Below are 23,279 nucleotides of genomic sequence, written 5' to 3' on the forward strand. Positions count from 1 at the left end.
CAATTGTTCCAGCAACATTTTTCAGGAGAATCATCATGAACCACATCGATTTTCATCACATCCAATCCCGCCTTTATGACCTCGCTGTCGAACTGGCCGCAGGCTGCGACCAGGAGTTCGATGCCACCTATGACGAACTGGAACGGCAGTTCGATGAAATCCGCTTTTCCCTGCAACATGCTGAATAAGGAGGTTCCCATGCACTATCGTCTGTTTGTCACCGCAACATTTCCACTGAACGAATCTTCTGAATCGGTGCGGGAACAAGTTTACGACCAGCTCGTCAACGATGAGAGCTTCTGTGGCAGTGGGGGCCGGTTCGGCACCCCACTCTGCGACTGGTTCGTTATCGGTGGTCGCTGGAGTGGCCTGTTCTCCCCGAAACCGGAGTACGAAGCCTACCGCACCGCCGTGCGGAAACTGATCCCCAGTCTGCCCGCAGATCGCTGGTCAGAAAAGGAGATTTTGCAGCACCGCGATACCCTGGAGCAGGTTTGGAAGGATCTGGGTGGGCAGGATTGTTCCCCCTACTTCCGCAACAGCACCTGTCTGATTGGTTACGATGATGATGCCTTTGTGCTGGATCAGTCAACCATGGACCGCTGGCTGGAACCGTATTTGGGTATGGAAATCTACCGGGATGCCAATCACTGCGAGTTCGTCGACCTCGATGGCCACCTGTTGTTACGCCATTCGGTGGGTCAGAAATGGCTCATTATCATCGATTACCACAACTAAGGAGAATGCCATGAAAATCACCATTCAAGAGATTGCCCGTCATCGCAATGGCATCAGTGGAACACCGTTCCACGTGGTCCGCTTCGCTGACCCCACGGAAGGTGACATGCTGGGGATTGTTTTTCCTCAGCCCCACCATGTGGCGGTGCTGCACCTGGGACTGCTCGCCAAGGGGAATATTGCCTTTGGCAGCAATTCCTGGCGTGGCGACAACTACGAACCAGTGCTGCGACACGCCATCGAGCAGTGGGAAAGAATCGAATTTGTAACCCTTTTCGCAGGAGAATAACCATGCAATCCAACATCATTGTCAATCCGTTCTACTCTGCTCGAACTGGCAACCAGTACGAGCCACAGCTAAGGGGTGTCATCGACCATTTGGAAAGGAGGGACCAATGACCCAGGCACACCAAATTGCCATTGTCTGGCAGATCGACGATGTGCGGGAAGTTCGCCCCGATCTTAGCAATGACCAATGCTGGCAGGTGTTACAAGCCTGCAAACGGAACCATGATGCTACGGTGGGCATCAATTGGGACGTAATCCGTATCACTGCCAACCATCTGTTTGAACCCCAATCAGGAGAATAACCATGCAATCCAATATCATTGTCAATCCGTTCTATGCCGCCCGTACCGGTGACCAACCCACTCCCAGTGTGCGGTATGCCAAACTGCCAGCCGCTCCGCTAAATGGTAGTCCTGTGCCCCACTTAACAAGTCTCTACCACTGGCACCGAGCGGGAGAGTATGGTGACCGACGCTACCCGGGCAATTGTGGTGGCAATCTGATCAAAGACCTGCTGAACTATTTTCAGCCCCGAAAGGTGCTCGACCCGATGCGGGGATCGGGCACCTGTGCCGATGTCTGCCGGGAATTGCAGATTCCCTATCTGGAATTCGACATTCACCTCGGCTTTGATGCCTGTGATCCCACTCATTTTGCCAAACTGCCCGAAGTCGATTTCATCTGGAGCCATCCTGCCTATTGGCGCATGAAACTCTACAGCCATGATCCCCGGGACTTGTCACGGGCTGCCACGCTGGAAGAATTTCTCCAACGCTATGGCCAGTTCATCCGTAATTGTGCCAGCAAACTCACCCCCGGGGGCAAGTTGGCCATCCTAATGGGTGACTACCAGGACAAGGAGATTGGCTACGTCCCCCTCACCTATCACACGAAACGACTGGCGTTTGCTGCCGGTTTGCAGCAGCACTGCACCGACATCATCCGCTTTAGCCATGGTGCCAGCAGTAGCCGAAAACGCTACCGCTCGGCATTCATCCCCGGCCTGCACGATACCTGCATGATTTTCCAGAAAGAAAGGACCGCCCAATGACCATCATCACCCTCACTGAAGACCAGTTCGACGACCAGTTTCCGTTACTGGCCAACCACCTGAACAGCATGGCGGGCTGGGCCATTGGCGACTAGTCTGGCTGCATGTTCGAAACCTATGGGCCAGAACTGGTGTTCGTTCGGCAACAGCCTACTGACCGCATCTGGACGCTGGTCGATACCGACCACGGCCTGGTGCTGGTCAGTGGCTTCCACACGGTCAACCGCGTGGGTTACCTGATCAGCACGGTGCCGGTGCCCGCAGGTCAGCAGTACGAAGTTCCACTCGACGAGTAGCACCCAACCGCAAGGAAACACCTCAGAGGTGGGCCATCGGCTCACCTCTTTTTTTGTTCCCACGTGCGGGAAAGCCCTACGAGAATGAGCGAATCTTAATCTGTACGCCCATTCATATATGAGCGATTCCTCAGATTTTGCATGATATTCCAACGATCATGAGAATATTGATAGACCGACGAAGAGAGGACACATAAATGTGTCAGACATCTTCCCTATGCAGGGCATAGGAAGGTTTTCCACTGGAAAACTGGCTTTTGGTGCGGTCAACCTGCCAGACTTTCCACTGGAAAGTTGACAGCAAAACCTGCCAGCCAAATGCACCGCCTGCCATCTGGCTTTCTGGATTGCCAACGTGCTGGCAAGCATGTTGACATGCTGACAAGATTGTTTTTCCAACAACAATTCTACTTGCAAACAACCCAACAAGCCAACAAACTGGCCAGCTTGCCCCGTGGCATTCTGGTCACAGTGCTGGCCATTCCGCTGGCAACGGTGTTTTTCTGCTTGCTGGAAGGACAGTTTCTCGGCAAGCTGCCAGTCATGATTATTGCCATTGCCAATTCAAAAGGTGGGGTAGGGAAAAGCACGCTGGCAGTGCATCTTGCCGCCTGGCTACACACCCAGGGACACAAGGTCATTCTGGCTGACTGCGATACCCAGCAGTCATCTTCGGTCTGGATCAAAGAGGCAGCACCCGAAGTAACCACCATTCGGTTGCAGGATCCGGAAGATATTTTGCAGGAATTACCGCAACTTCGCAATGAAGCCGATTTTGTCATCGCGGATGGGCCGGGAAGCAACACGGAAACCAGTCGGGCATTATTATTACGGGCCGATCTGGCACTCGTACCGTGCAAAGCATCCATGCTCGAAGTGCGGGCACTCGCCAAAGCCACGGAAGTATTACGCACCAGTCAGGATATCCGCCACGGACGACCAGAAGCGATCATTATTCTCAGCATGGTGGGGAAAAATTATCGGCTCACCAAAGATATGCAGGATGCTGCCAGGCCTTAAATCTGCCAGTAGCGAAACAGGCGTTGATTTTACGCCAGGTCTATGCGGATGCCCCGGTCAGGGACACCGTTGTCTGGCAGATGGGGAGCAGAGCAGTAGAGACTTCAAAGAGGTGCAGGCGATCTTCCGAGAAATCCTGCCCCAGGCAATCAAAACCAAAAGGAGGGCATGATGGCTGAACGTCGACCGCTGGTAGAAGGCCTGCAAACCATCGAAGAGGTGGAGAAATCGTTCGTTTATGGTGGGAAGGTCAAAAAAGAAGAAGTGGCTGCTCTGGTGGCCACGCCTGCAGCTACTTCTGCACCGGTACCGGCTCCGGTTTCCATGTATGGTGCGGGACGCATTCCATTGACCACGCGGGTGAAACCGGAATTAGCCAGCAGTCTCAAGCGTATCTCGCTGGAACGCCAACTGGCTGGCATCCAGCCATGTTCGATGCAGGACATCGTGGAAGAGGCCCTTGAACTATGGCTGGTGAGACAAAATCAGGGAAAAATATAAAAGCTGGATAGCATTTCTAGGATAAAAACATGTACTGGTGAAAGCTACAAATAGCAAACTAAGTCTAGAAACTGCGATCTGGTAAACTTTGGGCAATCAAAGATGACAATATATCCAAAAGGGAGGCATCCTGGAGCCGTATGGAAGAAAACTGACTTCCAGATTCACACTCCAAGAGATCCACAATGGTCTGGAAGCCTTCCAATGGCTGGAGGTACCGACCAAGATGAGGCTACCAGACAGGGTTGGATGGATAACTTTATTAAGACCTGTATAGAAAAGGGCCTGCATGCTATTGCAATTACTGACCACCACGATTTCTGCTTTGTCGAATATGCCCAGAAATCTATTGAGAAACTTCCACTGGGCACTGCAAAGCCTTGGTTATTCCCTGGAATCGAGATAACATGCAACGATGCAGTACAGTGTATTATGTTATTTGATTCGACGACAGGGTGGGATGATTGGCTGAGAGTCTATGGAGGCCATCTAAATTCAATAACAAGACCGGATAGAAATGCCCCAACAGCTCCCCAAGCTATGCATTGCGGCAAAGATATTGCACCATTTATTGAAGGCATTGCAAAAGATGCATACCTAAGTAAATGCACCTTGATTTTACCACACGCAAGCAATCATGGTGCTCACAAGAGTATGATGAGGCATGGATTCAGCAAACGATTTCAAGAACTACCATTTGATGGTGTGTATTCTGATAAAGCGTTCAGTCAGCTGGACGAGTCAACAAAAAGAAAAATTTGGGGACTGGACCCTAACTGGGGCTTTAGAAGAAAAGGAATTTTGCCTACTGGCGATAATCGCTCTGCTGGTTATGAAAAACTAGGTGCCCACACATGCTGGGTAAGATTGGGCGAACCTACCACCGAATCTCTTAGACAGGCATTGCTGGCTGATGAAGCCCGTATTACCTACGAAAATCCATCATTGCCATCGCAGCGAGTACTAGAACTTCGAGTTAATTCCACCTTATGTGGTGAAAGCTTTGAGCTGGTAATTAACGATGGTTTTACAGCTCTCATTGGCGGAAGGGGATCAGGAAAGTCTGCTATTTTAGAGTATCTTCGATTTGGATTGGGGCGCAGTGCAATCGATACCGAAACTGACGATGAGGCAGAACGCGAAAGGGAAAAGAGTCTAATTGAGCAGACACTTGCTCATGGATATGTCGAGGTAATACTCGACCGCGATGGTGTCATCGAAACGTGGAAAAGAACCTATGATGAGCGGGAATACATTTTCGTTACCGTCAAAGGGGTAGATCCGGAGCGCATAACGATAGCTACAGCTCAAGAGCGTTTCAGAGCGCGTGCTTTCTATCAAAAACAGCTATCAACCCTAGTCCGCGGAAAAAATGCGGTCGATCAAATTACCGGAATTGCCGCTGCTGAATTCTTGGATGCAAGAAGACAAATAGAGCAGGACTTAGGTGCTGCAAAACGTGAGATAAAAACAGCCCTACAGGAAACCATTAAGTATTGGATTGCCGAATCAGAGTATAATGCGGCAAAAAACAGCGTGGCTGATTTGCGTCGCCGATTGGCTGCCATTATAAAACGGTTGGAAGAGTCCGGTCTAACACCAGCTAATCAGGCAATTCTAGAGAAAGCACCCAGTTATAAAAGCACTACGGCACTGTTCTCCGAATTGGGTGAATTAGTTGAATATGATCTTTCAAGTATTCAAACACTGGAAACTGAATTCCAATCCCTAGATACTTCTCAATGGATTGATGTAGCTCAGTTTGATGAAGCGCAAGCAATGAAAATGTTTGTCGATCAAACTAGGGGCGATGTCACAAAGAAAATTGCGGAAATAAAGGCTTTTCTTGCTACGATTGAAGCCAAACGAAAAGAGCTATCCGGAGCATTTAAGGTAAAAGCTGATGCCTTTGAAACGCAACATAGTTCAGCGATTCAACAGCAAGCAAGCCTGCAAACTTTAATTGCCGAATCTCAGAAATTGAATGCCGAATTACAGCAGGCTGAGGCTAGAGAACGCAAAGCAGAGTCCGCGTTAAAACTGATGGAGAGAAACCTAGAAAAGCTAGTTAAATCACGACATCAGCTACATGATGTTCTGGTAGCAAAAGCTGCTATTCTTAAGCAGGCTGCTGACAAAGTAGCGGCAATGCCTGATAATTTCTTGAGGGCTAAGGCTGTACGGGAAAACCAGCCGCGCGAATTTATTGCTGCCGTACAGCAGATTTGCGAAAATCAGCGAATCAGAGATTTAGAGGATAAATGCCTTTCCCTTATTGAAAACATTTTGAAGTCTGATGAAGAATATGGCTGGAGCCAAATCTGCGACAAAATGCTCGATGTGTATAAGCATAAAATGCTAAGCGGCGAGAATATGGAGCCGGGTGAACATATCATCACAATTATCAAGGAATCTTTTGCTTTCTCAGGATCTGAACTGACACCCTCGCAGTTAGCAGGAATTTATGCAAAAATTGATGATGCAAAAATATCTAATATGCTCACTTCTACACCTGAAGACTATATCATGTTTGAGTATAATGATCGCGGAAGCTTTATCCCATTTAAGCAGGCGTCTGAAGGTCAGCAAGCTGCTGCATTGCTAAACCTTCTTTTAAGACAGGAGGCTGGGACTCTTATTATCGATCAGCCTGAAGACGATTTAGATAACAAAGTTATTATGAGCATTGTCAAACTCCTTCAAACCACAAAGAGGACACGCCAAATTTTCTTAGCAACACATAATCCTAACTTTGTTGTAAACGGCGATGCTGACAAGGTTGTAGCCTTGATTTCGGGAGGTGATCCTGACGTAACGGGAGTTCAGACTTCTAACTCTCGAATCGAGATAGAAATCGATGGAGCGATAGAAACGCCAGAAGTTAGAAGAATCATTACTGAAGTAATGGAAGGTGGTAAGAAAGCATTTGAATTAAGAAGCAGGAAGTATGACTTTAAACTTGTTTAAGTAGTCTATTCAATCAAATTCTTGCAACCTCAATCAACCTGATCACTTTGGGGCACCGCGTTTCTCATACCATTTCCGGCAGAAGCCGATGAACGCTTTATCGGCATGGTGGGGAGGTTCGGTGATCCATTCCCGCCATTGCTGCTCCAGATAGTAAATATCCCAGCCGGGTGCCACAGTGCGGGCATCGTGGTAGGTTTCCGCCTTCAGAGGAGGTACCAGCACCTCAGGAAGCAGTTCTACTTCCTCCACCACGCTGCGGTTCTGAAAGACGACCAGATCGTCCTGTAACAGGACTGCATAATCGGGGATATGTGCGTGCTGCTGGTCTTCCTCAACAATGGTACTGATCAGACGACGGAATTCTTTCAGTGTGGATGAGGAACCGCACTTGATTCGCAGTTTATCCAGCGAAATCCGCCATTCTTTCTGTTTGCCGCAATGTTTGCGGGCTAGTTCGTAGATTCGCCGTTCCAAAGGCTTCCGCAGGCGAAAATAATCACGGTTCAGGGTCAGTACCTCGTGGTGCTTGATGGCATTGAAGACCCAGTCCGAAAGTTTCACCTCGACTTCCTGCATCCGGCCATCACGGGTTTCCCGCACAATGCGGGCACGTTCGATGATGCCGAAGGTTTCAAAAATTTCCTGTCCTCCAGTGACAATGTTGGTGCTGATCCGGGTGCCTGCCAGCCGTTCCAGTGCTGCTTTCAGGGCTTCGTAGCCTTGACCACTCGTCATGCGGTTGGTGGCTTTCAGCAGATCGTAGGCTTTGAAACGGATGACCTGGGCGACCGGTTTCTCATCATTCAGGGAAGCCATCAGTTGCGAGATGCAGTAAATGAGAATATCCCGGTCATGCACCGTGGCCAGGCCATCGGCAGATGGCTTGATTTCGATCACAATGCCATTGTTTTCATAACGACGGATTCGGTGGTCCGGCTTGGTGGAGAGCGAGAAGATCGGGTGTTCCATCGAGGCCATATCCCCTTTCGGAGTGGCATCGAAGATGTCGCACAGGAAAAAGTCGGGCGTGGGATAACGCTCGGGAAGGAGAGGGGAACGATCTTTGGGCAACGACATGCAGGGAGGGTATCGTCATTTCACCCACCCTGTCAAGTCCTTTCGTCATTTCACCCACCATGAGTGGGAGTTTCGACATATTACCCACCCATGGGAAGTTTCGATGGTTTACCCACCGAGTTTCGACAGTTCACCCACTTTCTTTCGATGGTTTGCCCACCGGAGGGCTGAAATTCATCTGTGCTTTCAAATGGTTCTGGCCGATTTTCTCAGCGTAACACATTATCTAACGAAGATATAACTCTCAGCGGGGTTGGGGATAACTTTCAGATCGAGGAGGAGGGGAAGGTTTGCTTGGCAAGGTGGCCAAGGCCAGTAGTGGGGTCTCAGAAAAATCGTTGCATCTCCGAAGTAGTTCCGGTAGTGGAATTGAAGAAGTTCATTTCGAAAGTGCCCACCATGTCTGATGATTATCTTCCCGTAGGACCTGCTCCCGCACAAGAAGACTGCGTTTCCGTGGGAGAGCGGGATTACAACAAAAAGGCTCGCATAGAGTGCCAACAGTACATTCAGGCGATCCGGGCCAAGCTAGGGCAAGAACCAGAAGGTGCCCGGTTGGGGATCAAATCCTTCCCGCACGATTTTGGCAGTTACTTCGAAGTGGTGTGCTACTTTGAAGCCGAAAACCCCAAAGCAGTGGAATATGCCTACCGCTGCGAAGGAGACGCACCCACCACGTGGGAAGAAGTGGGGATGACTGCTCCCACGTTTGGCAAAGACCTGGATATAGGATGAATAAATCCATGGGTTTCCATGGCAATGCATTCTGCTAGAGTAAAAGTGAAAATAGTTGTTGTGACAAACTTTCAAGCAAATAGCTGTTATTTCAGTAATAAGTTTTCATTTGTTCATGCAATGATGACAAAAGTGTTTGATTTGCATCCCATGAATTGCAAAACGCATATATGCTTACGTGACATACCGTTCATATCGGTCCATGAGGAATGTGATGACCACTGATCGTGGGCCCATCATTTTTCTGACCTTTGCAGCAGCCGCTACATTCAATGCACTACTGGGACCGACGGAAATCCCCATTTGGTGTAATCGATCCATCATCTGAAAAACTTCAGCCTCGTCGATTAGCTCTGTGTGCATTCCTGGCATATTTTGCTTATTCGCAAAACCAACTCCATCAGCAACACCAGGGACTTGAGTACTGAACTTGCCATTATTCATTGGCTTGGCGAGTACTGGTAGCACTTCCCTTCCGTGGTCTTTCAGTCCCATATATGTTCCGTATAACGTGCCACCAGTACCTGCACAGCTGACGATAGCATCGATGTCTACAAGAAATTGCTGGTCGATTTCTGATGCAGTTGTTAATCGGTGTGATTCTGGGTTAAGTGGGTTTGTAAATTGATTAATAAACTTGCCATATCCATCCGCTTCCAATGCTTGGGCATATTGAATTGCACCTGCAATTCCTTCGTTTGCTGGTGTCAGAATCACTTCTGCATGTGTGGATTGAATCAGCTTCACTCTGGCAGGATTTGTTGATTCAGGGACTACCGCAGTGAATGGAATTCCCTTGCTGGCAGCAATATCACCTTCTGCAAGTGCAGTGGAACCAGAGCCTGCATCAATCAATCGACCAAATTGAAAATTAAGCATTTCCAGCATCCAGGTCGCGGGACGTTGCTTCGCAGAACCGCTCGGATGAGAATATTCTTCCTTGACATAAATATCCGTGTGGGGATATAAATCAATTCGACGCATGGATGTCTTTTTGATTTTGGGAAAGACTAACTTGTTCATGACTTACCTGCAGTTGTTAGATGCCATGAGAAGAAATACAAATGAATCGATGCGATTTTCGAGGAAAATGCGAAAAATCGAAAAATTAATAAGAATCGGTTAGCATTGATAGCTAAACATATTTATACAGAACATCACTATTTAGGCATTCATTGAAAACTTTCCACGTCCGATTGACTGGCGGTATAATGCCGCATGCTACGGATTACTCAGCAGGCGAATGCGGGGGCAGCCAAAAGCTATTTCTCCCGTTCGGACTATCTGTCGGAAGACCAGGAGCGGCCCGGTATCTGGGGCGGCAAGGGGGCGGAGCGTCTCGGTTTGATGGGGTTGATGCAACGGGCTGATTTTGAGCAGTTGTGCGAGAATCAGACCCCCGATGGTTCTCCATTGACCGTTCGCACGCGGGGAGACCGTACTGTCGGCTATGACTGGACGTTTAATGCCCCGAAATCAGTGTCGTTGCTGTATGGTCTGACTCGGGATGAGCGGATTCTCGAGGCATTTCGGGGTGCGGTGCTGGAAACGATGCAGGAAGCGGAAGGGGAGATGCAGACTCGTGTTCGGCAGCGGGGAGTGGAACAGGACCGCAGCACAGGGAATATGGTGTGGGCGGAATTTGTGCATACCACTTCGAGACCGGTAGCGGGGGTGCCGGATCCCCACCTGCACAGTCATGTTTTTGTGTTCAATGCCACATTTGATGGGGAGGAAAACCGCTGGAAGGCGGGTCAGTTTCGTGGGCTGAAAAGGGATGCCCGCTATTATGAGGCAGGTTTTCATGCCCACTTGGCGGAGGAAATGCAGCGATTGGGCTATGGTGTGGAACGCACCCGCACTGGTTGGGAAGTGGCTGGGATGGGGGATGAGGTGTTGAAGAAATTTTCGCGCCGAACGGCTCAGATTGAGGAGAAGGCGCGGGAGGCAGGGATTACCGATCCGGAACGGAAGGCGGAACTGGGTGCCCAGACACGGGAAGCGAAAAATAAGCAACTGTCGATGTCGGAATTGCGGGAGGATTGGCAGGGGAGGCTGGATGACGGGGAAAAAGCACGTTTGCAGCAGTTGAAACAGGTGACTGGGGTGGACCGTGGGAAGCAGGTGCAGGAGGGGATCGACTTTGCCTGGCAGCATTGTTTCACTTCCAGTGCCGTGGTGCCGGAAAAACTGGTGGTCGCGCAGGCCTTACGACGGGGAATAGGCGGTTTGTTGCCGGAACAGGCACAGAGATTTGTTGCGGAGCGGGGATTGGTAACCCGCCAGCAGCGGGATCGGTTATGGGCAACCACGCCGGAAGTGCTGGCCCAGGAAGGACGGGTGAGCCGCTTTGCTCGAACGGGACGGGGAACGTTGCGGGCTGCCCAGTCGGGATCACACAATTTTCAACGGGAGTGGTTGAATCAGGATCAACGACAGGCGGTGGAGCATGTATTGCAATCACGAGACCGAGTGACGTTGATTCGGGGGATTGCGGGCACCGGCAAGACATCGTTGATGCAGGAAGCGGTCGAGGGTTTGCAGCAGGCGGGTTTGCCGGGGGTAGTGTTAGCACCCACAGCGGAAGCAAGCCGGGATGTTCTGCGGCAGGAAGGCTTTGCAGAAGCCGATACGGTGGCGATGTTTTTGCAGAATTCCCAGTTGCAGGAGAGGGCATGTGGGGGATTTATCTGGGTGGATGAGGCGGGCTTGTTGTCGCTGAACCAGAGCGAAGCATTGTTTGGGCTGGCGGAGCAGTTGGATGCCCGAGTGATTTTCTCAGGGGATCAACGACAGCACCGAAGTGTCGAGCGGGGGGATTTGCTGACCTTGCTGGAACAGGAAGCCGGTCTGCCCACGGTCACCGTGCGGGAGATTCAACGGCAGCGGGGAAGCTACAAGCAGTTGGTAGCGGATTTGGCGGAAGGCCGGATTGGCGGTGCCTTTCAAAAATTACAGAATTTAGGCTGGCTGCGGGAGATTGATGACCCAACGGAACGGTATGCTCAGGTGGCTGCGGAGTATCTGCAGGCGATCCGGACGGGCCGGAAAACACTGGTGGTCTCTCCCACGCACGTGGAGGGGGAGGCGGTCACCGGAACCATTCGGCAGCGGTTACAGCGGGAAGGGGTGTTGCGGGAAGAGCGGAGTTTCACGGTCTGGAAACCAGTGCATTTGACGGAAGCGGAGAAGCAGGACCCGTTGCAATATTCAGCAGGAAGGATGATTCAGTATCACCAGCATGCCCCTGGTCGGGCAGCGGGCAGTCAATGGTTGCTTGATGGAAAAGAGGCACCGGTGCAGCAGAGCCGGAAATTCTCGGTTTTTCGACCGGAAGTGCGGCATTTTGCAGTAGGAGACTGGATCCGGATTACCCACAATGGCAAAACCAAGGATGGCAAACATCGGCTGAATCGGGGGGGATTGTACCAGATAGCTGGATTTGGTGAGCAGGGAGATATCCGCTTGAAGAATGGCTGGGAAATCGATGCTCAGTGGGGGCATCTGGATTGGGGTTATGTGCTGACTTCCCATGCCAGTCAGGGGAAAACGGCGGACCAGGTGCTGGTGGTACAATCGCAGGTGTCTTTGGGAGCCACGACGCCGGAACAGTTTTATGTCTCTGCGTCTCGCGGACGGGAGCGTGTGCTGGTTTTTACTGATGCGGCACAATCATTGCAGGAGAGTTTACAACGGGAGACCGTGCAACCGCACGCCTTGCCTTTTGTGCGCGATGGTCTGCCTCCAGCACCGGTGCGGGAGCGTGATTATGACCGAGTCTGATGAATTATTGCGGAAATTCCAACTGGACCGGCCTCGGCGTGATGATGAGGGGCTGGTGCAGAATCCGGGCTATGGTTTTGTGCGCGGGATTCGGGATCGGGCGATGATGCTCGATTGCCAATGGAAGAGTGGCAACCGGCAGGGATTTTCTTACCATTGGCTCTCACGAGTGGAATTAGATCTGTCTGGGATCGTGCGGCTCAGTTTTGGTCCGATTCGGATTGAACTGCGGGGCACCCATCTCACCACGATTTATCAACTGGCCATTCAACAACGGCTGGTCTGGATTCGGGAACAGGACCCGATTCGGGAACAGGTATCAACTACCGATACGGTCATTGAGCAGATTCTTGTCACGGAATAGCTGCTGACAGATGTGGAGCGTTCAGTTCACAAAACCTACTTTAGGTGAACTATAAATCGGGGCTGATCCGAAGGTGGTTTACTGGCATTCCGGAAATGCTTGACAAGTTCCGCAAAATCTGGCACGGTAGGATTCGTGACAATTTCCCGTGGAAAGTCACTTTCACTTCCTTGATTCCATTTTAAGAAAGAACCTGAAATGTCAGAACAGCCCCGAATCCACCATACCAAGATTGGTCCCGCCCGGCGGATTGTGTTACCCACCAGTTGGTGTCAGGAATTGCAATTACAGCCTGGTGATCCGATCAGCCTCGAATTTGATGAGCATGGTCTGCATATCCGCACCCTGCATGATACGATTGCCGAAATTCAGGCCAGTTTGGCACCGCTCAAAGGCTCGGACAGTATCGTTGATCAATTTATTGCGGAAAAACGGGCCGCAGCGGCACAGGAAGCGGAAGAATGAGCGCGGTTCTGCATTCATCAGCCGTGCTGGCGTTATTGTTTCGGGAACGGGGTGCGGAGGCGGTACAGGATTGGCTCGGAGGTGCATTGATGTGCACGGTCAACTATTCGGAAGTGGCTGGAAAGCTGGTGAAGTTGGGGCAAGCCGTGGAGCAGGTGCAGAGCACGCTGGCCAGATTGCCGATTCGCTGGCAGGAATTCACATTGGAACGGAGCTTGCTTGCGGCCAGTTTGCAGCAATACAACACCCGGGGTGTGTCACTGGGGGATCGGGCCTGTCTGGCATTGGCGATGCAGACCGGTTTGCCACTGATTACCTCCGATCAGCGGTTGGCGGAACTCGAACTGGAGTTGGAGATTCATGTCTTCCGGTAGGGAACTGGCAGGGGTTGCCCCCCTCCCCCTGGCCACTGCAGTGCATAGTTGGCTGCAAAAGTCGACTTCCATGGAAACCCGCAGTAATTATCAGCGGGATTTGCAGCAGTTTTTGCAGTTTGTCGGGTTAGATGCCAGCCAGTTGCCGGAAATTCGGCCACATCATGTCGCCGCCTGGCGTGATGACCTGTTGCAACGGGGGTGTGGCAATAGCACGGTCGTCCGGAAATTATCAGTGTTGCGGTCGTTGTTCCGGTATTTGCAGACATATGGCTATCTGGGAGCCAACCCCGCCCATCGGGATTTTGTCAGTGCCCCAGCAGTACCCAGGGATGGAAAAACCGTCTCTTTGACACCGGAAGAGTGCCGGATTCTGCTGGATGGCTATGCAGGCCATACCCCGGAAGAGGTGCGGAATCGGGCAATGCTCGCGGTGTTGGCTTACACGGGATGCCGAGTGGGAGAGATTACCCAGTTGCGGGTGAATTCGTTACTGAATAGTGGCGGGCATCGGCTCCTGGAGATTTATGGCAAAGGGGGCAAAGAACGTCGGGTTCCACTGCATCCGGAAGCGTATGAACGGCTGGAACAATGGCTGATTTGCAGTGGGATTGCCGGTGATGGGACGGGACCGCTATTTCGACCGGTATCAACCGCACGGGGTGGCGGTAGTGATGGTTTTCTGCGAAAGCCGTTGACTCGGCGGGCGGTGCAGAAAATGATGGAGCGTTCGTTGCGAAAACTGGGGCTGAATCCGCAGGCCAGCACCCATTCTCTGCGAGTGACGGCAATCACCACGGGACGGGAGCGAGGTTCCGATCTGATCGATTTGCAGGATTTTGCAGGCCATGCTGATCCCCGTACTACCCTCACCTATGTTCGCAATCGCAATCGGCTGAATCAGTCCCCATCGTATCTGTTGAAATACTGATGTGCAGATACCTGTTCCTCGGATTTTGGCTGGTATTGGCACCCATGTCTGCATATGGGCAGAGTATCTCGGGACAGGCGGAAGTGATCGATGGTGATACCTTGATCGTTGCTGGGGAGCGGATTCGGCTAATGGGTATCGATGCCCCGGAACGGAAACAGATTTGCTGGGACCTTGTGCAGCAGAGTTATCGCTGTGGAGAGTGGGTAACCGTCCAGTTACAGAGGGGAATTGGGCATTCTCGGGTTATCTGTGAATTGCATGGAAAAGACCGCTACGGACGGCATCTGGGGAGATGTCGCGTAGGTGAGCATGATTTGGGATTCTGGCTGGTTCAACAGGGACTGGCGGTCACTTATCGCACCGAGGATCGGGAATTGCTGGCAGCGGAAAGGGATGCTCGGAGGCAACGGCGGGGATTGTGGTCAGGAGCCTTTCAACAGCCATCGATCTGGCGGAAAAGCAGGCCAGGGCAACCTTGATCCATTCAGATGACTCCTGTTGTGCATTGATCGAAAAGGTAATCAAACTTCTTTGGCATCGTTTGCTTTACAGCAGGGATAGTTTCGTGAAAGAATCGGTGCTTTGGAACTGCGAGACAATATCCAGAGGCAATGAGTGTGCAAGATGAATTGGACAAAAGGATTGTTTAGAATTTGGATCATTGCTTCTGTCGGAATTGTACTTTCCGTGGCGGGATTTTCATACCCAGAAGTGAAAAAAGAATTCGAGACATGGAATTTACTGAAATTGATGCAGGCGAATGACATTCTGATGGTACCAGTCCATTGTGCCGAAGCACGGGGAAGGAAAGAGCAGGACTATTTCCAAGCGCATGCCCGATCAGAACTGACCAGAACAAAGCCCTGTTGGTATGAGTTGCCGAAATTCAGGGAATTGTATCCGGAGTATGCACAACTGACCGAAAAGGAAACTTCTCGAAAGTTCTACGCAAAAGCAGGGATTCCACGGAATGAAATGCAAACACCCTGGGCATTCGTTTTTGTTCGAACGATGATCGCACTTGGATTATCCATCACATTACTGATGGTCGGAGTTTCGATTCGGTGGGCCTGGCGTGGTTTTCGAGAGAACAAATAATGTTCTGCGATCGATAGCGTCGTTACGAGCCTGGCAGCGGAGGTAAATCAGAATCCTGCTGGCGTTCTTCCAGGGCAGCGGTATGGCTTCGGTTCTCGATATGGTTTATCTGGGCTTTTTTCGACTGGATATTGGTCCGAACGTTGTTCACTTCGGCGAAGGTGTACCCCATGTAGTAATTGCCATCCTGACCTGGTTTCTGCTCAACCACGTAGGCGACCTGCTCATCGGTCATGCCGAGGTTGTACAGTTCGAAAATGATATTGGCGATTTTCTTCTCCATATCCCGGCCAGGGCCTTTCATGATGGTCTTGATGATCTCCTGGACCTTTTCCATCAGCTCGAGTCTGGAAGTAAGTGCCGCAAGATCTTCCCGGAGTTGATCGGTGAAGGAGGGCTTTCCAGTTGAGGGAACGCTCGGTTCTTCGGCAGGTTGGGGACTGTTTTTTCGTTTGGCCATGGGCTACCTCGCATCAATGATTACTAAATTAGTAGTGTATATTTTTGGAGAATTCTAACAGTTGGTATTGGCAATGTTAAAGTATTCCGATTATAATGATTGATAGAAATATTTCAATTATGATGATAAGCTATGTGATACATATGTCAATAATTGATACAACCGGATAACTCCCGGATTACAAGCAGTGCTCGAAATGTAGCAATTTACTGCACGGAAATTGATCAATTTTGCCTCAGTTGTCTAATTTTTGCACAGCGCAAATCTGTCAGAATGCGTTTAACTTGAAGAAAACTTTAAATATTTTTGAAAAATCGATTTGCATTCTCTAATCCAATATTTTTTGTAAGTCTTTCAACGGCAAGAGATTGCAATTAGGTATCATTTAGAAAGTTATATCTGGAAATATTTCCTTAGCATTTCAATACGATTCAAGCTGAAACTGACAGTCCGATGGCACTTCTTTTGCTGGATACCCCAAACATCCCAATTTCCCTACAGGTGTTTAATGCATACCGAACAGATGATCCGTCTGCGCGTCGACCAGATTGATGCCAATCCCCACAATCCACGTTTGATTTCCGATTCCGATTTGCTGCATGAGTTTGCTGACAACATTCGCAACCAAGGAGTGATTCAACCAATTCTGGTTCAAGAATCATCCACTCCGGGACGCTATTTTGTAGTCGACGGTCATCGACGATTGGCAGCATGTAAACTCGTCGGACACGTTGAAATCCAATGTATCCTTCAGAACAATTCTTCAAAGCCACACGAGGTCATCGCTCAAATGCTGTCGATCGATCAGCATCGAGAAGACTTTTCTGACTTTGAACGCGGTCGCCAGTTTTCAATTTTGAAGCATGATGGCGGGATGAATCTGCGACAAATTGCAACCCGTTTGGGAATTTCGGAATCAAAAGTGTCCAAATGCATCAAAGTCTTCCATCGCTTGAGTCCACTTTGCCGCCAATGGCATGCAGAAGGAAAGCTGAACGATTCTACGTTGTATTATCTCAGCCAATTAAAAGATCACGAGGATCAGGACAGTTTGGCAACGCTTGCTATTGAGCAGAAATTTTCTGTGCAACAGATTGCCAATGAAGTGGCAATTTTTCGTGCACATAAACGGAAAGAACCAAAGAAAGTCCGTTTCAAGTTAACCGATCAGATCGTGCTGGAATGCCCTGCGGACATGGTTTGCCGTGATGTGATCCGCCAGATTCGTATTGGCATCGAGAAATTAAGACCAGGTGGAGAATACATGATCGATCAGCTCAATGGGATCCAGGAGCAAGCAAAATCGAATGAGCACGAAAACAATTAAGCGCAAATATTTGAAATACTACTTCGGGGGTACACCATGCAAGAACGGAAGCCAACGAGCCTTCGGGATGATGCTGCGGCCAGCTTCAACATCTTTATCTTCGTGATTCTGATGCTTGTATCGTTGCTGGATTCGTTGTTCAAAAAAACAGGAACCTGTGGGGTCAACCATTTTCGTTTGCCTGCCATCCTGATTTTCCCCGTGATTGTGTTGCTGGGCTGTTCCCGGGAGGCGGTCAATGAACAGCCGCAGACTGCAGGGATCGGCACGATGCTGCTGTTACTGGTCTACCTGGTGCGGCTGATTCAGCACCGGGTGATGTCCTCCTGGCGGGAATCACGCGGGGTTTCCGTGCATAGTCGCTGTATTGGCGAATCGATTTTTTACCGTGATCGATTTGGCTTCCGGAGTCTGAAATGGGCGGAAGATTTTTGGGAACCCATGGCCGCTGCGGCGTTGGGCGTCGGCCTGATGCTGCTGAATTATGTGCTGGGGGCGCTGTTGATCTGGGGGTGTTTCAGTTTATGGATCCGCAAAGGAATCATGCAAATGCAGGAGCGCGTGATTCTGCGGGCCTATCAGGATCAGGTGCATGAGGCGCAATATTACGGGCAAATGATGAGACAGAAAGATGACTACTAGAAGAAGCCTTAATCCAGGGTACTGGCTGCAGGCAACCATCTGGTTTCCTGGCATTCTGCTGATGTTGGCAGAATGGGCCAGACAACAATGGGAGAAAATCGATGAGTAAACCGTTTTTGGATTCAGCTGCACGTGCGTGGATTATTACAGGTCTGGAAGAACTCAGACAGGCTGTACATCCGTCTAATGACCAGGTCCGTCAGCCCGATGTCCCAGGAATCTGGGGTAATCCCACAACGGGAGAAGTGACCCACGAGCGTATGCAAACTGAACGGGAACAAGCGGTTGAACGCGAATCCCCTGCTCCCGAAAAACGGCAGCAGGAACCAGAAATCTAAGGGGTAATCATGGGCAACAACCCACAGGGCAGCAGTATCCCCGATCTGCTGGCAAACATCTGTGCCAACAGCATTGTAAAGTCGGTGCAGTTGAAAATTTCGGGACAACAGAAGCAGCATTTGCAGCAATGCATCTACCATGCGGTGCGAGCGATGCTGGGTGAAGTGTTTGAATTTTGTGGACCTTACGGCCCGTCGAGTGGGCCTACAACCAAGGAGAATTAAGATGGATTCGAATTTCTGGATCATTGTGCTGTTGTGCTTACTGGTCTACTGGTGGATCAAAAAGCCACTGAATCAGGCGATTGCCTTTCGGGAGCAGAACCCCCACATTCAGTTGCCGTTCTGGGTGATTTTTCTGCGATTCTGGCGTTTACGGTAATTGGTTGGGAGGCGTTCCATGGGCTGGTTCTCCCGAAAATCGAAGCCGGTCATTGATCTTGACCCGGAAGTGCTGACGCTGGGCAATGCCGACCGGTTGCTGTTTAGCCAGACAGCACAGCACGTTGCCTACAGCGGCATGACCGGTGCGGGCAAAACCACGGCTGTTCGGCACCTGACTGGGTCGCTGTTGCAGATGCAGTGCAGCTTTGTGGTGGCCTGTGTCAAGCCCGATGAAGGGAGTACCTGGGTGGAACATTGCCAGCACCATGGTCGGGGGGCGGATTGCCTGATTCTCGCTCCTGGAAAAACTGCGGTTCGACTCGATCTGGTGGCTTATGAACTGAACCGGCCCGGGGGTTCGGTGGAATCGTTGGTGCAGTTGTTGGTGGCACTGGCGAAAGTGGTCAACCGCAATGGTGGGGATAATGCCCAGAATGAAGCGTTTTGGCAATCGAGCATGGAAACCTTACTGCGACAGGCATTGACTGCATTGCATTACGGTTCCCAGCAACCGCCGATCACAATGGATCTGTATCAGTTGCTGACCTCGTTGCCGGAATCAGCGGAATTTGTCCGCACGGAAGCGTTTTTAAATACGAAGTTAGCTCGATTGCTGGGCTTTGCCGGTCACCAGCAGTTTCCACCCCACATCAAGCAGCAGTTGGGGTTGGCATTTGATTATCTGACCGGCACCTTTGCCCGCTTATCGGATCGGACCCGTTCCGTGATTGAGGCAATGGTCAGGAATACCCTGGAACCTCTGGTCAGTACGGAAGCGGCTGAAGTGTTTGCCAGTGGGGTGGTCAATGAGACCCCCGATTCGATGATGGCTAATCGGAAAGTGGTGATTCTGGATTGGCCGGTATTGGTAGGAAATGAACCAGCACGGGCCTGGAATGCCCTTTGGATTCTGTTGTTCCAGCGTGCTGGTTTGCGGCGACAAATTGGACCGGATAGCCCGCCGCTGGTGGTCTTTCGGGATGAATACCCGCAGATTGCCACGCCCAGCGAAGATGCGAAAGCGACCTTAACGGGACGTTCCCAGAAGGTGCTCAGTGTCATTCTGTTTCAATCGTTGCCCGCTGCCATCAGTGCTCTGGGAGGCACCGATGTGGCCCGGCAGGAATTTTTGACGGTGCTGGGGAATCATGGCGTGAAGTTCATTGGCAACACGACCTGCCCCGAAACCGGCCAGTTTTTCTCCCAGATGTTTGGCAGTGATCGCCGGATGCTGATGAATGGCAGTATCCGGCCCGAAGAATTACACCCTGCTGATCTGTTGTTTGGCACACCGACCAACCAGCAGTTTGGCTTCAGTGAACAGATTCTCCCCCTGGTCCGACCGGAGCAGTTTGCCACTCTTCGGCAGGGAGAGTTCTTTATTCATCGTGCGGGACCTGCATTCCGCAATGGACGACCTTTTAAGCGAATTCAGTTCGCGAAGGAATAGCCAACATGGTGTTGGCAAACCCCGGGTGGGAGGGTTTTCCCACGTTGATTCAAAGGTGCACTGCACTAAAGGATTTCCGATGTTTCACTTTATTCCGTTGGTAGTTGGTATTGGCTCTAAGTTTGCTGCTCGCAAAGTGGCAGACTACTTTCAGAACCGTGCTTCCAGTAAGCCGGATTTTCGGTATGTACCTATTCAAGGTACCGATGTAGTCGGCATCGAACCATCGATGGTACATCAGTTTGCTGCAGAGTATGGTCATCTTTACGTTGGTTTGCGGGATCTGGAAGAGCAGTTGCAGATTGCTCCCGAACAGTTCAAAGACCCAGAAGGGCTCTGGGAGTGGGCACAGGGCTTACGACGCAAATATCGCAGTCTGGCGATTTTCCTCAAGAAATAGCCTCCGTTCATTCGCCCGTTTCCATCAGTAATTGAACGATCTTTCTCCCTGATCCATGAGGGATACGGGGATGTTCTTGCCATCGGATGGCTTTTTTAGAATGAGGTGGAGCGATGGCGAAGAGAGCCGAAGTGACATTGGTCGACCAGTTGTCGATCATCAACGCCCAAACCGTAGTGACCCGAATCCAGGAAACGTCGCTGGTGCTGGATGCCAGTCAACTGGAGATTCTGCGGCAGTGGATTTTCCACAGCACCCAGGTGGTCCTGGAAGAACTGCTGAACTTTCTGGCGGAGCAGAACGCTCGGCAGAAAGTTGATGTTTCCTTGAATTAAGGGTGGAGAGATGTCCTATTCCATCAAAGACCTTGCCCGCTTTCTGGGTGTATCGATGAGCACGGTGTATGGCTGGATTGCCAGGCGGGAATTACCCCATTATCGGCTGGGGGCTGCCGGTCGCCGAGGACGGATTATTGTGCAGCAGGCCGATCTGGATCTTTTTCTGGCCCAGAGACGATTGGAAAGTGAACAACCCCAGGAAACGGAACAGCGACCCGTTCCTCGCGAACCATTGAAGCATCTGCATCTCAGGACGAAGCAGAGTTAATGGCGAAGATTTGTGAAACCCCCACGGCATCCGCTGGATGCTGGCCTCCGGTAGTCTTTGGCTGCCGGAGGTTTTTTCATTTCCAGCAAACGACAGGCTGGCCGTGCTGCATCATTTTACAATGATTCTTTTTTCGATACTTGATCCAGCGTTGTTCGCAGATGTGAATCAGCCTGATTCATGTGGGAATAGGTGCAGGCAACCATGCGTGCATCGGTATGGCCCATTAGGGCAGCGACCGTAACATGGTCCACCCCGGATTCCAATAGCCGCTGGCAGAAGCCATGGCGGAAGTCGTACATGCAGTAGGCAATTCCGGTGGCTTTCTTTAATCGGCAAAACCGGCCATTCACCGCCAGCCGTGTCCAGGGTTTACCAAAAGTGTTGCGAAACAGTTTCCCATCCGGGTATTTCTGCAATAATTCCTCGATTAACTGCTTTGCAGCTTCTGTGAGGTAGATAAACCGCCATTTCTTCTTCCCTTTCGCTTCTGCAGGAGGGATTTCGACCCGACTCAGTTCCAAATTGATATGCCTCGATTCCAGAATGAACAGTTCATTCGGTCGGCAACCAGTTTCCCAGGCGAAAAGCAATAACTGCCGGAATGGCAGATCCTGCACCTGTTCCAGAATGCGGTTGTATTCAGGTGCGGAAAGCGGATTTTCCCGCCGAGGTGCCTGCGGTTTTTTCATCCATTTTACTGGATTGTTTTGCAGGTAGCCGAACTGCTCTCCCCAGTTGTATGCCCGTTGGATTGCCTGCATTGCCCCACGCTGGTGTGCTTTCCCCCAATCCGGATGTTTCTGAACCCAATCCAGCACATGAAAAGGCCGAAGAGAATCGGCAGGCTGCAAACAGGTTGCACCCAAAGAATCGAGAAAACTTTGCTGATAGTAGCGGTAAGCGACATACGTTGCTCTGGAACGGTTCAATTGGCACCATTCCAGGAACTTGTCGAAGACCATCGCAATGCTGATCGTTTTTGCAGGCAGAGGTTGGGATTCCTCGCTCTTTAACATCAGCTCGTGAAACAGCTTGAAGGCCGCTTTTTTGTTCGGCCCTAAATTGTGGCGTTTGCCACGGATGTTCACGAACCAGGCTTTTCGGTCCTGACGGTACCAGGGTTTGGCTGTACGTGCCATGAATAGATTCTCCAGAATGACCATGTAACCCCCACGGCATGCTGAAAAGAATCGCGGACTCACAACCGCTTATTCTGTACCCAAATTCCGTACCATTATACGCAGAGCGGGTTCGGAAAATGCTGGAAAAGCCTGAAAAACAGTGTTTTTCTGAAAAATAATTGGAGTGGTAATTTTAGCAGCCAATCGAGCAGGCGCATGATTTCCCAGACCTCATCGGACGATAATTTTCGCTGGATCATTTGCCGTAACAAACGGCATTTGTCCTGAAAGCGTAATTGCGCGTTACCGTGGGTGATCAAACTGTGAATGCTGGCAGCAACAATCAGCCCCACAGGACTACGGTGGGCGGTTAACTCATCCAGTCGATCAGCGTAGTCGAGCAATTTGACCAGATTGAACTCAAAGTACGAACGGGTTCCACATACTGAAACGTCATAAGGTTCAGAACGCCAACGTGGGTCATCGTCGGCCAGAATGGCAAAACTGCAAACGTTTTTCCCATATTTTTGGCGTATTCGGCAGTAGTAGTCGAACATTCGCTCCGGAAACCGGTCGTCCCGCTGTGCCTGGACTTCAAAGTGAATGAAAAGCACAACCGGTTCCGTGGGTGATAAAAGGCTTCCCACTTCGAAGAGGGCATCGGCACGCACCATGCCTACATCGGAATCGGGCAGCAATGTGCGTAATTCGGTATCGAGCGAACGAAAACCCGCATCCCAGTCGAACGTGGGATACCATTGTGGGAAGAGAATCTCAAAAATATCCGGCAAGAAGTTTTCCAGCGTCTCTTTCCAGGGAGAATCAAATTCGCGGGACATTACATAGCCTCTGGG

At 50.7% G+C, this 23,279-nt stretch carries 31 protein-coding genes; 26 read left to right on the top strand and 5 right to left on the bottom strand.

Going from position 1 to position 23,279, the window contains the following annotated elements; translation table 11 throughout:
• The first annotated feature begins 35 nt into the window (after positions 1-35).
• The 9 genes from R3B84_09420 (at position 36) to R3B84_09460 (ending at position 6,861) form a co-directional block, all read left to right on the top strand.
• Entirely contained in the window at positions 36-188 is a 153-nt protein-coding gene (locus R3B84_09420) for a hypothetical protein (GenBank protein ID MEZ6140777.1), read from the top strand.
• A 10-nt stretch (positions 189-198) separates the two neighbouring features.
• Positions 199-738: a hypothetical protein gene (locus tag R3B84_09425; protein ID MEZ6140778.1), complete on the top strand. Its 540-nt coding sequence runs from the start codon at positions 199-201 to the stop codon at positions 736-738.
• A 10-nt stretch (positions 739-748) separates the two neighbouring features.
• Entirely contained in the window at positions 749-1,027 is a 279-nt protein-coding gene (locus tag R3B84_09430; protein MEZ6140779.1) for a hypothetical protein, read from the top strand.
• A 106-nt stretch (positions 1,028-1,133) separates the two neighbouring features.
• Positions 1,134-1,328: a hypothetical protein gene (locus R3B84_09435; protein MEZ6140780.1), complete on the top strand. Its 195-nt coding sequence runs from the start codon at positions 1,134-1,136 to the stop codon at positions 1,326-1,328.
• Positions 1,329-1,330: 2 nt separating this feature from the next.
• Positions 1,331-2,077, top strand: a complete 747-nt coding sequence (locus R3B84_09440) for a hypothetical protein (protein MEZ6140781.1) — start codon at positions 1,331-1,333, stop codon at positions 2,075-2,077.
• Between the two features lie 104 nt (positions 2,078-2,181).
• Positions 2,182-2,373: a hypothetical protein gene (locus R3B84_09445; protein MEZ6140782.1), complete on the top strand. Its 192-nt coding sequence runs from the start codon at positions 2,182-2,184 to the stop codon at positions 2,371-2,373.
• A gap of 294 nt (positions 2,374-2,667) precedes the next feature.
• The gene (locus R3B84_09450) at positions 2,668-3,393 is read left to right on the top strand and encodes an AAA family ATPase (protein MEZ6140783.1); all 726 of its coding nucleotides are present in this window, start codon (positions 2,668-2,670) and stop codon (positions 3,391-3,393) included.
• A 168-nt stretch (positions 3,394-3,561) separates the two neighbouring features.
• Positions 3,562-3,894 (top strand): hypothetical protein, encoded by a 333-nt coding sequence (locus R3B84_09455; protein MEZ6140784.1) that lies wholly within the window; start codon positions 3,562-3,564, stop codon positions 3,892-3,894.
• 204 nt (positions 3,895-4,098) lie between these two features.
• Entirely contained in the window at positions 4,099-6,861 is a 2,763-nt protein-coding gene (locus R3B84_09460; GenBank protein ID MEZ6140785.1) for an AAA family ATPase, read from the top strand.
• 42 nt (positions 6,862-6,903) lie between these two features.
• On the opposite strand, the gene R3B84_09465 is transcribed toward R3B84_09460, so the two are convergent.
• Complete coding sequence (locus R3B84_09465) at positions 6,904-7,941, bottom strand: replication initiator protein A (GenBank protein MEZ6140786.1); 1,038 nt, start codon at positions 7,939-7,941, stop codon at positions 6,904-6,906.
• A 294-nt stretch (positions 7,942-8,235) separates the two neighbouring features.
• Here R3B84_09465 and R3B84_09470 point away from each other — a divergent pair, with 294 nt between their 5' ends.
• Positions 8,236-8,676: a hypothetical protein gene (locus R3B84_09470; GenBank protein ID MEZ6140787.1), complete on the top strand. Its 441-nt coding sequence runs from the start codon at positions 8,236-8,238 to the stop codon at positions 8,674-8,676.
• 174 nt (positions 8,677-8,850) lie between these two features.
• Here R3B84_09470 and R3B84_09475 read toward each other — a convergent pair whose 3' ends face one another.
• Positions 8,851-9,699, bottom strand: a complete 849-nt coding sequence (locus tag R3B84_09475; GenBank protein ID MEZ6140788.1) for a pyridoxal-phosphate dependent enzyme — start codon at positions 9,697-9,699, stop codon at positions 8,851-8,853.
• A gap of 195 nt (positions 9,700-9,894) precedes the next feature.
• Between R3B84_09475 and mobF the strand changes: the two genes are divergently transcribed.
• From mobF to R3B84_09510, 7 genes are all read left to right on the top strand, one after another.
• Positions 9,895-12,459, top strand: coding sequence for a MobF family relaxase (gene mobF / locus R3B84_09480; protein MEZ6140789.1), 2,565 nt, complete (start codon positions 9,895-9,897; stop codon positions 12,457-12,459).
• The gene (locus R3B84_09485; GenBank protein ID MEZ6140790.1) at positions 12,446-12,823 is read left to right on the top strand and encodes a hypothetical protein; all 378 of its coding nucleotides are present in this window, start codon (positions 12,446-12,448) and stop codon (positions 12,821-12,823) included. The genes mobF and R3B84_09485 overlap by 14 nt, the downstream gene beginning before the upstream one ends.
• 198 nt (positions 12,824-13,021) lie before the next feature.
• On the top strand, positions 13,022-13,288 hold the full coding sequence (locus tag R3B84_09490; protein MEZ6140791.1) for an AbrB/MazE/SpoVT family DNA-binding domain-containing protein: 267 nt from the start codon (positions 13,022-13,024) through the stop codon (positions 13,286-13,288).
• Complete coding sequence (locus R3B84_09495) at positions 13,285-13,662, top strand: type II toxin-antitoxin system VapC family toxin (GenBank protein ID MEZ6140792.1); 378 nt, start codon at positions 13,285-13,287, stop codon at positions 13,660-13,662. The genes R3B84_09490 and R3B84_09495 overlap by 4 nt, the downstream gene beginning before the upstream one ends.
• On the top strand, positions 13,649-14,593 hold the full coding sequence (locus tag R3B84_09500) for a tyrosine-type recombinase/integrase (GenBank protein MEZ6140793.1): 945 nt from the start codon (positions 13,649-13,651) through the stop codon (positions 14,591-14,593). Before R3B84_09495 ends, R3B84_09500 begins: the two co-directional genes overlap by 14 nt.
• Positions 14,594-14,637: 44 nt before the next feature.
• Positions 14,638-15,075, top strand: coding sequence for a thermonuclease family protein (locus R3B84_09505; GenBank protein ID MEZ6140794.1), 438 nt, complete (start codon positions 14,638-14,640; stop codon positions 15,073-15,075).
• 145 nt (positions 15,076-15,220) lie between these two features.
• Positions 15,221-15,694, top strand: coding sequence for a hypothetical protein (locus R3B84_09510; GenBank protein ID MEZ6140795.1), 474 nt, complete (start codon positions 15,221-15,223; stop codon positions 15,692-15,694).
• A gap of 22 nt (positions 15,695-15,716) precedes the next feature.
• Here R3B84_09510 and R3B84_09515 read toward each other — a convergent pair whose 3' ends face one another.
• The gene (locus R3B84_09515) at positions 15,717-16,154 is read right to left on the bottom strand and encodes a hypothetical protein (GenBank protein MEZ6140796.1); all 438 of its coding nucleotides are present in this window, start codon (positions 16,152-16,154) and stop codon (positions 15,717-15,719) included.
• A 508-nt stretch (positions 16,155-16,662) separates the two neighbouring features.
• Here R3B84_09515 and R3B84_09520 point away from each other — a divergent pair.
• The 9 genes from R3B84_09520 to R3B84_09560 all read left to right on the top strand — a co-directional run bounded on the left by R3B84_09520 (position 16,663) and on the right by R3B84_09560 (position 21,301).
• On the top strand, positions 16,663-17,481 hold the full coding sequence (locus tag R3B84_09520) for a ParB/RepB/Spo0J family partition protein (GenBank protein MEZ6140797.1): 819 nt from the start codon (positions 16,663-16,665) through the stop codon (positions 17,479-17,481).
• Positions 17,482-17,517: 36 nt separating this feature from the next.
• Complete coding sequence (locus R3B84_09525; GenBank protein MEZ6140798.1) at positions 17,518-18,123, top strand: hypothetical protein; 606 nt, start codon at positions 17,518-17,520, stop codon at positions 18,121-18,123.
• A gap of 101 nt (positions 18,124-18,224) precedes the next feature.
• The gene (locus tag R3B84_09530) at positions 18,225-18,461 is read left to right on the top strand and encodes a hypothetical protein (GenBank protein ID MEZ6140799.1); all 237 of its coding nucleotides are present in this window, start codon (positions 18,225-18,227) and stop codon (positions 18,459-18,461) included.
• A 9-nt stretch (positions 18,462-18,470) separates the two neighbouring features.
• Positions 18,471-18,686, top strand: a complete 216-nt coding sequence (locus tag R3B84_09535) for a hypothetical protein (GenBank protein ID MEZ6140800.1) — start codon at positions 18,471-18,473, stop codon at positions 18,684-18,686.
• 1 nt (position 18,687) lies between these two features.
• Positions 18,688-18,843, top strand: a complete 156-nt coding sequence (locus R3B84_09540) for a hypothetical protein (protein MEZ6140801.1) — start codon at positions 18,688-18,690, stop codon at positions 18,841-18,843.
• An 18-nt stretch (positions 18,844-18,861) separates the two neighbouring features.
• Complete coding sequence (locus tag R3B84_09545; GenBank protein ID MEZ6140802.1) at positions 18,862-20,295, top strand: TraM recognition domain-containing protein; 1,434 nt, start codon at positions 18,862-18,864, stop codon at positions 20,293-20,295.
• 79 nt (positions 20,296-20,374) lie between these two features.
• Positions 20,375-20,695: a hypothetical protein gene (locus R3B84_09550; protein MEZ6140803.1), complete on the top strand. Its 321-nt coding sequence runs from the start codon at positions 20,375-20,377 to the stop codon at positions 20,693-20,695.
• 113 nt (positions 20,696-20,808) lie between these two features.
• Positions 20,809-21,030: a hypothetical protein gene (locus R3B84_09555; protein MEZ6140804.1), complete on the top strand. Its 222-nt coding sequence runs from the start codon at positions 20,809-20,811 to the stop codon at positions 21,028-21,030.
• A gap of 10 nt (positions 21,031-21,040) precedes the next feature.
• The gene (locus R3B84_09560; protein ID MEZ6140805.1) at positions 21,041-21,301 is read left to right on the top strand and encodes a helix-turn-helix domain-containing protein; all 261 of its coding nucleotides are present in this window, start codon (positions 21,041-21,043) and stop codon (positions 21,299-21,301) included.
• Positions 21,302-21,417: 116 nt separating this feature from the next.
• Here R3B84_09560 and R3B84_09565 read toward each other — a convergent pair whose 3' ends face one another.
• Positions 21,418-22,443: a tyrosine-type recombinase/integrase gene (locus R3B84_09565; protein MEZ6140806.1), complete on the bottom strand. Its 1,026-nt coding sequence runs from the start codon at positions 22,441-22,443 to the stop codon at positions 21,418-21,420.
• A gap of 95 nt (positions 22,444-22,538) precedes the next feature.
• Positions 22,539-23,264 carry a hypothetical protein gene (locus tag R3B84_09570; protein MEZ6140807.1) on the bottom strand — a complete coding sequence of 242 codons (726 nt, stop codon included), beginning with the start codon at positions 23,262-23,264 and terminating at the stop codon, positions 22,539-22,541.
• Positions 23,265-23,279 lie beyond the last annotated feature (15 nt).

Source organism: Zavarzinella sp. (assembly GCA_041399155.1).
GTDB lineage: Bacteria > Planctomycetota > Planctomycetia > Gemmatales > Gemmataceae > JAWKTI01.

Excerpts from the sequence above, each read along its gene's own strand:
- R3B84_09420 (MEZ6140777.1), top strand. The coding sequence starts at position 36 with ATGAACCACATCGATTTTCATCACATCCAATCCCGCCTTTATGACCTC.
- R3B84_09425 (MEZ6140778.1), top strand. The coding sequence starts at position 199 with ATGCACTATCGTCTGTTTGTCACCGCAACATTTCCACTGAACGAATCT.
- R3B84_09430 (MEZ6140779.1), top strand. The coding sequence starts at position 749 with ATGAAAATCACCATTCAAGAGATTGCCCGTCATCGCAATGGCATCAGT.
- R3B84_09435 (MEZ6140780.1), top strand. The coding sequence starts at position 1,134 with ATGACCCAGGCACACCAAATTGCCATTGTCTGGCAGATCGACGATGTG.
- R3B84_09440 (MEZ6140781.1), top strand. The coding sequence starts at position 1,331 with ATGCAATCCAATATCATTGTCAATCCGTTCTATGCCGCCCGTACCGGT.
- R3B84_09445 (MEZ6140782.1), top strand. The coding sequence starts at position 2,182 with ATGTTCGAAACCTATGGGCCAGAACTGGTGTTCGTTCGGCAACAGCCT.
- R3B84_09455 (MEZ6140784.1), top strand. The coding sequence starts at position 3,562 with ATGATGGCTGAACGTCGACCGCTGGTAGAAGGCCTGCAAACCATCGAA.
- R3B84_09460 (MEZ6140785.1), top strand. The coding sequence starts at position 4,099 with ATGGCTGGAGGTACCGACCAAGATGAGGCTACCAGACAGGGTTGGATG.
- R3B84_09465 (MEZ6140786.1), bottom strand. The coding sequence starts at position 7,941 with ATGTCGTTGCCCAAAGATCGTTCCCCTCTCCTTCCCGAGCGTTATCCC.
- R3B84_09475 (MEZ6140788.1), bottom strand. The coding sequence starts at position 9,699 with ATGAACAAGTTAGTCTTTCCCAAAATCAAAAAGACATCCATGCGTCGA.
- mobF (MEZ6140789.1), top strand. The coding sequence starts at position 9,895 with ATGCTACGGATTACTCAGCAGGCGAATGCGGGGGCAGCCAAAAGCTAT.
- R3B84_09485 (MEZ6140790.1), top strand. The coding sequence starts at position 12,446 with ATGACCGAGTCTGATGAATTATTGCGGAAATTCCAACTGGACCGGCCT.
- R3B84_09490 (MEZ6140791.1), top strand. The coding sequence starts at position 13,022 with ATGTCAGAACAGCCCCGAATCCACCATACCAAGATTGGTCCCGCCCGG.
- R3B84_09495 (MEZ6140792.1), top strand. The coding sequence starts at position 13,285 with ATGAGCGCGGTTCTGCATTCATCAGCCGTGCTGGCGTTATTGTTTCGG.
- R3B84_09500 (MEZ6140793.1), top strand. The coding sequence starts at position 13,649 with ATGTCTTCCGGTAGGGAACTGGCAGGGGTTGCCCCCCTCCCCCTGGCC.
- R3B84_09505 (MEZ6140794.1), top strand. The coding sequence starts at position 14,638 with ATGTCTGCATATGGGCAGAGTATCTCGGGACAGGCGGAAGTGATCGAT.
- R3B84_09510 (MEZ6140795.1), top strand. The coding sequence starts at position 15,221 with ATGAATTGGACAAAAGGATTGTTTAGAATTTGGATCATTGCTTCTGTC.
- R3B84_09515 (MEZ6140796.1), bottom strand. The coding sequence starts at position 16,154 with ATGGCCAAACGAAAAAACAGTCCCCAACCTGCCGAAGAACCGAGCGTT.
- R3B84_09520 (MEZ6140797.1), top strand. The coding sequence starts at position 16,663 with ATGCATACCGAACAGATGATCCGTCTGCGCGTCGACCAGATTGATGCC.
- R3B84_09525 (MEZ6140798.1), top strand. The coding sequence starts at position 17,518 with ATGCAAGAACGGAAGCCAACGAGCCTTCGGGATGATGCTGCGGCCAGC.
- R3B84_09530 (MEZ6140799.1), top strand. The coding sequence starts at position 18,225 with ATGAGTAAACCGTTTTTGGATTCAGCTGCACGTGCGTGGATTATTACA.
- R3B84_09535 (MEZ6140800.1), top strand. The coding sequence starts at position 18,471 with ATGGGCAACAACCCACAGGGCAGCAGTATCCCCGATCTGCTGGCAAAC.
- R3B84_09540 (MEZ6140801.1), top strand. The coding sequence starts at position 18,688 with ATGGATTCGAATTTCTGGATCATTGTGCTGTTGTGCTTACTGGTCTAC.
- R3B84_09545 (MEZ6140802.1), top strand. The coding sequence starts at position 18,862 with ATGGGCTGGTTCTCCCGAAAATCGAAGCCGGTCATTGATCTTGACCCG.
- R3B84_09550 (MEZ6140803.1), top strand. The coding sequence starts at position 20,375 with ATGTTTCACTTTATTCCGTTGGTAGTTGGTATTGGCTCTAAGTTTGCT.
- R3B84_09555 (MEZ6140804.1), top strand. The coding sequence starts at position 20,809 with ATGGCGAAGAGAGCCGAAGTGACATTGGTCGACCAGTTGTCGATCATC.
- R3B84_09560 (MEZ6140805.1), top strand. The coding sequence starts at position 21,041 with ATGTCCTATTCCATCAAAGACCTTGCCCGCTTTCTGGGTGTATCGATG.
- R3B84_09565 (MEZ6140806.1), bottom strand. The coding sequence starts at position 22,443 with ATGGCACGTACAGCCAAACCCTGGTACCGTCAGGACCGAAAAGCCTGG.
- R3B84_09570 (MEZ6140807.1), bottom strand. The coding sequence starts at position 23,264 with ATGTCCCGCGAATTTGATTCTCCCTGGAAAGAGACGCTGGAAAACTTC.